The sequence below is a fragment of the Weeksella sp. HMSC059D05 genome (assembly GCF_001809725.1).
Taxonomy (GTDB): domain Bacteria; phylum Bacteroidota; class Bacteroidia; order Flavobacteriales; family Weeksellaceae; genus Weeksella; species Weeksella virosa.
Genome location: NZ_KV798538.1, coordinates 1 through 5,005, shown reverse-complemented (window position 1 = coordinate 5,005; position 5,005 = coordinate 1). Strand labels below are relative to the sequence as shown.

The 5,005-nt window shown below is 39.4% G+C and carries 7 protein-coding genes and 2 pseudogenes; 8 read left to right on the top strand and 1 reads right to left on the bottom strand.

Annotated elements, in window-relative coordinates:
- From HMPREF2660_RS11235 to HMPREF2660_RS11205, 7 genes and pseudogenes are all read left to right on the top strand, one after another.
- Positions 1-481 (top strand): RHS repeat-associated core domain-containing protein (locus HMPREF2660_RS11235; protein ID WP_369021505.1); only part of this gene is annotated, 481 nt, incomplete at its 5' end.
- A complete protein-coding gene (locus HMPREF2660_RS11230) occupies positions 466-1,125 on the top strand; it encodes a hypothetical protein (protein ID WP_141743556.1) in 660 nt (219 codons plus the stop codon). The genes HMPREF2660_RS11235 and HMPREF2660_RS11230, both read left to right, overlap by 16 nt.
- A 364-nt stretch (positions 1,126-1,489) precedes the next feature.
- The gene (locus HMPREF2660_RS11225; protein WP_168160794.1) at positions 1,490-2,260 is read left to right on the top strand and encodes an RHS repeat domain-containing protein; all 771 of its coding nucleotides are present in this window, start codon (positions 1,490-1,492) and stop codon (positions 2,258-2,260) included.
- 9 nt (positions 2,261-2,269) lie between these two features.
- A complete protein-coding gene (locus tag HMPREF2660_RS11220) occupies positions 2,270-2,875 on the top strand; it encodes a hypothetical protein (RefSeq protein WP_070486125.1) in 606 nt (201 codons plus the stop codon).
- Positions 2,876-3,285: 410 nt separating this feature from the next.
- A pseudogene (locus HMPREF2660_RS11215) lies at positions 3,286-3,381 on the top strand (RHS repeat domain-containing protein); the annotation flags it as partial.
- On the top strand, positions 3,370-3,762 hold the full coding sequence (locus HMPREF2660_RS11210; protein ID WP_255356420.1) for an HNH/ENDO VII family nuclease: 393 nt from the start codon (positions 3,370-3,372) through the stop codon (positions 3,760-3,762). The pseudogene HMPREF2660_RS11215 and the gene HMPREF2660_RS11210, both read left to right, overlap by 12 nt.
- A 20-nt stretch (positions 3,763-3,782) precedes the next feature.
- A complete protein-coding gene (locus HMPREF2660_RS11205; protein ID WP_070486123.1) occupies positions 3,783-4,232 on the top strand; it encodes an ankyrin repeat domain-containing protein in 450 nt (149 codons plus the stop codon).
- Between the two features lie 108 nt (positions 4,233-4,340).
- On the opposite strand, the gene HMPREF2660_RS11200 is transcribed toward HMPREF2660_RS11205, so the two are convergent.
- Positions 4,341-4,454: an integrase core domain-containing protein gene (locus HMPREF2660_RS11200; RefSeq protein WP_369021504.1), complete on the bottom strand. Its 114-nt coding sequence runs from the start codon at positions 4,452-4,454 to the stop codon at positions 4,341-4,343.
- On the opposite strand from HMPREF2660_RS11200, the pseudogene HMPREF2660_RS11195 reads away from it, so the two are divergent.
- A pseudogene (locus tag HMPREF2660_RS11195) lies at positions 4,448-5,005 on the top strand (RHS repeat protein); the annotation flags it as partial. The gene HMPREF2660_RS11200 and the pseudogene HMPREF2660_RS11195 sit on opposite strands and share 7 nt — an antisense overlap.

The following is a 5,005-nucleotide window of genomic DNA, read 5'->3' as shown; positions in this document are numbered from 1 at the left end:
TATCAGCCAAGACCCGATCGGCTTGATGGGTGGGATAAATGTGTACCAGTATGCGCCGAACCCTGTGGAGTGGGTCGATCCGTGGGGGTTGGCGAAATTCTCTGTTCTTGATGAGATAGCAATCCAAGCAGCAAAAGTTTTGCCGGAAAGAACAAGGAGTGCTGTTACTGTCGCTGTAGGTAGAGGAAAAAGCGGGAAATTATACGTTTCAACTAGTGAAAAAACTACAAGACCAGCAATTAGAGATTGGGCGAATAATAACAATATTATTAATGTAAATAGTAGAACAGAGAACATGCATGCTGAGGAATCTTTACGAAACTTTGCACCTGAAGAAATGTCAGAAATAGGTAGTAGTAAACCAATTTGCATAGACTGTGAAAATGGTATGAGAAAGAATAATATTGATTTTAATGAGGAAAATACTTCAGGTAAAAAATCAAAAAATAGAGAAAACAGTAATCAATGTGGAATTTGGTAATGATTGAGAAAAAAGCAAATGAAAACTTAGTTAAAGACGCTTTAAATTCTTTAAGCTTTAAGCAACAAAAAAATTTTGGATTTTTTTGTATGGATAGAATTCAAAAGTTATATGAAGATGTAGATTCTCGTATCAAAATACAGGATATGAGTGAGGACTTAGAAAATGGCAAAGCGTTTGTTTTATTTAGATTTATCTATGATAGGCTGAAAAAAGAAGATGCTATAACACTAAAAGATCTTGAAAATTTAAGGAGAAAAAGTAATAGTTTGATACTTGATACAGATAACGTGTTTGATAGTACCACAGAAAATATACTTGCTAAAATTGTGTCAGAGTGCTTGTATACTTTTTTAAGTTTTTTAATAAATCACAAAGTTGATGACGTTTTTGATTGTGCAAGATTAATTATAGATATTATTAATGCACAAATCTCTGATTATTTTTTCACAAACATTGATGAAGATGATGAGAAATGTGAGAGTTTTCTAAGAAGTTTATTTGAAATTGAATATAGGATTCAACTAAGTGCTATAAAATTTATTACAGAGGAGAATGAATCTCAGTTGAATTCATTAATAACGAAGACTACTATCTCTAAGGATGCTATAAAAACAATAGAAAATCTAAGAAAATTTTCCTAATTTTTCTCTTCTTCATCAGATTTAAACTAAACCTTCCAATGGGATGGACATAATCAATTACGGTAGAGTGGATGGCAAGCGGGAGCTTACGCACGGTGTACCTCTATGATGCGTTTGGGCGACGTATAGCCAAGCGAGTGAGGGCGGGTGAGCATCATCGGATGGTCCACAAACGTTGTATGACTGGGAGGGATTAAGCATTGCCTCCGAGGAGCCGTTGCGTACAGCCCATGCAAGGAGTCTCTCTACGACACAGGGAGTCGCACTAGCCAGAGATGTACAGTATGTGTATGAGGACGGTAGCTTTGTTCCGCTAGCCCAGTATATCAATAGCAGCACAGGTGAGGCAGAGCATATTAGCCCGATGGCCTGGGGGGCTGAGTCGGCTCCACGAGAATCCTCAGCCACTCCCCCTAAACTCTATCACTATGTGTATGACCAGATAGGCACGCCACAACTATTGCTGAACCAATCCCAAGAGGTGGTGTGGGAGGCAGAGTCCAAGGCATGGGGAGAGACCTATGTGGAGCCGAGAGAGGTAAAAGAGGGGGTGGTGAATAACCATCGTTTCCAAGGGCAGTACTATGATGAGGAGAGTGAGCTACATTATAATACGTTTAGGTATTATGATCCCGAGCTAGGACGCTTTATCAGCCAAGACCCGATAGGGTTGATGGGCGGGATAAATGTGTACCAGTATGCGCCGAACCCTGTGGAGTGGGTCGATCCGTGGGGGTGGAAACGTTTAAGTATTTTTAACGGTAGAAGAGGTGTGCTGAAAGCGATTCACGACTTAGAAAGAAATGGATATGCAGTCATTGCTGAGGAAGTTACAATGAAAGTTAACAAATCAAGATCAAGAATCAGGGCTGATATTGTAGCTAGTGATAGAAATGGTGGAATACACGTTTTTGAAGTTAAGCATGGGAAAGGGCGTTTAACCAAAAATCAAAAGAAAGCGAAGGTATTTGATATGGATTCTCCGTCAAATACTTGTGAAAGAGGAGGCGGAAGTCTCAGACCTTCTCAAGGGAAAGATTCTGATTTTATTTTGGATACACGCAATAGACCAGGTTTAGGCAATAAAGGTCAGAAATTTAAAGATACCACTTTTCATATTTTGAAATATAGATAGGTTTTCCTTATGGACAAAGAAATTAAAAAACTCTTTGAGACGGAATTATCAAGTCTTTTAAAAAAGTTAAATATTCCTGCTCGTACCAGGTCACTTAAGAAATCGATTAAATTTGAATCACTTTCAACAGAGAATAAAGCTGAATTAGCCTTTAGTTATTTAGGGAGTCAGAAAGCGTATTATATTGAACTAACAGGTTATTCAGAAGAGTTTAGTCATTACATTCAGAAAATTGTTCCGCCTTATAAGTCAAATATGGTAGATGGATTTTCGGCTCATTTTTACATGACAACTCTACAAGAAAAAAGTCATAGTCATGCTCAACAACTATCAAAAATTTATTTACCCCATAGTGATCATGTACTTGATTTGTGCATAAACCAGATTTCCGATGCGCTAAATGGTTTCTACATTCCTTACTTAATGGCATTTGTGGATTTCAATCCTAGTTTGATTCATTACATAGTCCAAAGGCCAGATTTTTACAGTTATCCCATACCGATGATTGCTTATGTCTTGGAATTTAATGGATTGAAGTGGTCTGATCTAAATTTGCCAATTGGAAAGAAAATTATTCGTGATCGTGAGTTTGACGAGGCATTACTGCAGATTTAATGTTGATTGTTTTCCTGTCGGTGTTGTTATTGATGGCGAGTATTACCATGATCGGGGGGTTGATAGCTTTAAATACTTGCCAGACGCCATCGATAGCGTCTACTGATAGTAAGATCTAGTTGTGCATGATGCACATGCTATGCAATTTGTTACGTTGCGTGACTGCCGAGCTATTACGATAGAATTAAAGCCAATGTACTAAGCGGTTACTGAAGATTTAGCTATTTAAGTGCTCGAAGAGTTTAAAGCAAGTGCTTAATTATGCCCAAAGCGCAAGAAAAGGAAGAGATTCACAGTAAAAGTAATTATCGTGGCAGAAATGCTCTTCACACTTATCGCTAAAGCAAACACTCAGATCATTCTGTTGTTCCTAGTCAGAAAAGTAGACAAACTCTCTCTTTAGGTATTATGACCCAGAGCTAGGTCGCTTTATCAGCCAAGACCCGATCGGCTTGATGGGAGGGATTAACCTCTATCAATACGCCCCGAACCCGGTGGAGTGGGTGGATCCGTGGGGGTGGCTGCATAGGCCGTATATTAGAAAGTCTACACGCAAGGCTGTTGAAGATAAAGCAAGGGTTGTGAAAGGGCGCTTTTTGGATGCTAATACTGGTAAACCAATAGAAGGTGGGAAACGAAGACCTTGGAGCAGAGCCGAAGGAAAGTATCATCTTGGGCATAAACCTGGGCATGAACATTGGAGAATGGTAGCTGAGGCTGAAGCGAAAGGTTTAAGTCAAAGAGAATTTAATGATTTGATGAATAATCCTGATTTTTATCATATTGAGGATCCAATGGAAAATCAGTCTCATCGTCACGAAGATAAATCTAAAGGCAATCAGCTTGATATTATCTCAGACGCAGATAGTCCTGCTTGTATTAATTAAAATAGAAAAGTGAGATTTTTATGACAACTATTGACGAAAAAAAAATGATTCAACTGCTTATTAATTCAGATGATAAGCAGGCTTTAGATGCATTTATAAAGAAGAATGGTATTGATGCAGTAGATAGAGATGGTAGAACTTTTTTGTTATCAGCTGTTGCTAAAAATAATCTTAGCTTGGTGTCATATTTAATTGAGCAGAACTATGATCTGTCTGCCGCTGACAATCAAGGTATGACCGCTTTGCATATAGCGGCTATTCATGATTACTGTAATATGGCTGAGTTACTGCTTGATAAAGGTGCTGAGATTGATCCAGTTGATGCTTGGGGTAATACACCGCTATGGCGTGCAGCGATGAACTCTCCGGATGAAAATAGTTCAACAGCAAAACTTTTGCTTGCGAGAGGTGCTGACAAAAACAAGAAAAATAATTCAGGTGTTGCGCCAACTGACTTATTACATAATTAAAATATAGAGTCTTAGACTTTAATTTTTAATAAAAATTTAAGACTAAGAACGGGTTATTGTGGTACGTAAAAGGACTTAACTGTAATGACCCAGCATAACTTTCACACTTTAAGTTGCTAATTGTTGATAAATCATACTCGGTGTTTTCATTTTAAGCGCCTGATGAGGGCGCTCTTCGTTGTAGTACTTAAACCATAAGTGTAAGCACTCGGTGTTTGTCAAGCGAGTTATCCAATCTGATTTGCACGCTTCGCCCCGATGGTCGTGAGGTGGATTATTTGCGCTACGGTTCGGGGCATTTGCACGGCATGCTCTTGGATAAAGAGCGCTTAATTGATGTGGAGCGTGATAATAATCACCGTGAGATAGCTCGTCATTGGGCGCAAACGATGTTGCAAACGACGATCTACGACGAGGCCGGTCGTTTGGCGCAGCAACATATCCAGTCTGGTCAGTATGTTAAACAGAGCATTCTGCAGCGTGATTATCACTATGATGGAGCCAATCAATTAACCGGCATTAAGGACAGTCGTAAAGGGGAGTTAAGCTATCGGTATGATCCCCTTGGTCGTTTGCTTAAGGTCAATGGACCACTCGGTGAGGAGCGTTTTAGCTTTGACCCGGCGCATAATCTTTTAAGTAAAAGCGACGCTCAGCCAAGTCACTATACACCGGACAATACCTTGCCGAGTGGTGTCTCCAAGGTGGTTGGAAATCTACTCAAGCGCATTAGCGGCTATCACTTTGATTACGACGCCCGTGGTAATTTAACC

Coding starts and splice junctions, on each gene's coding strand:
- HMPREF2660_RS11230 (WP_141743556.1), top strand. CDS start 466: ATGTGGAATTTGGTAATGATTGAGAAAAAAGCAAATGAAAACTTAGTT.
- HMPREF2660_RS11225 (WP_168160794.1), top strand. CDS start 1,490: ATGGCCTGGGGGGCTGAGTCGGCTCCACGAGAATCCTCAGCCACTCCC.
- HMPREF2660_RS11220 (WP_070486125.1), top strand. CDS start 2,270: ATGGACAAAGAAATTAAAAAACTCTTTGAGACGGAATTATCAAGTCTT.
- HMPREF2660_RS11205 (WP_070486123.1), top strand. CDS start 3,783: ATGACAACTATTGACGAAAAAAAAATGATTCAACTGCTTATTAATTCA.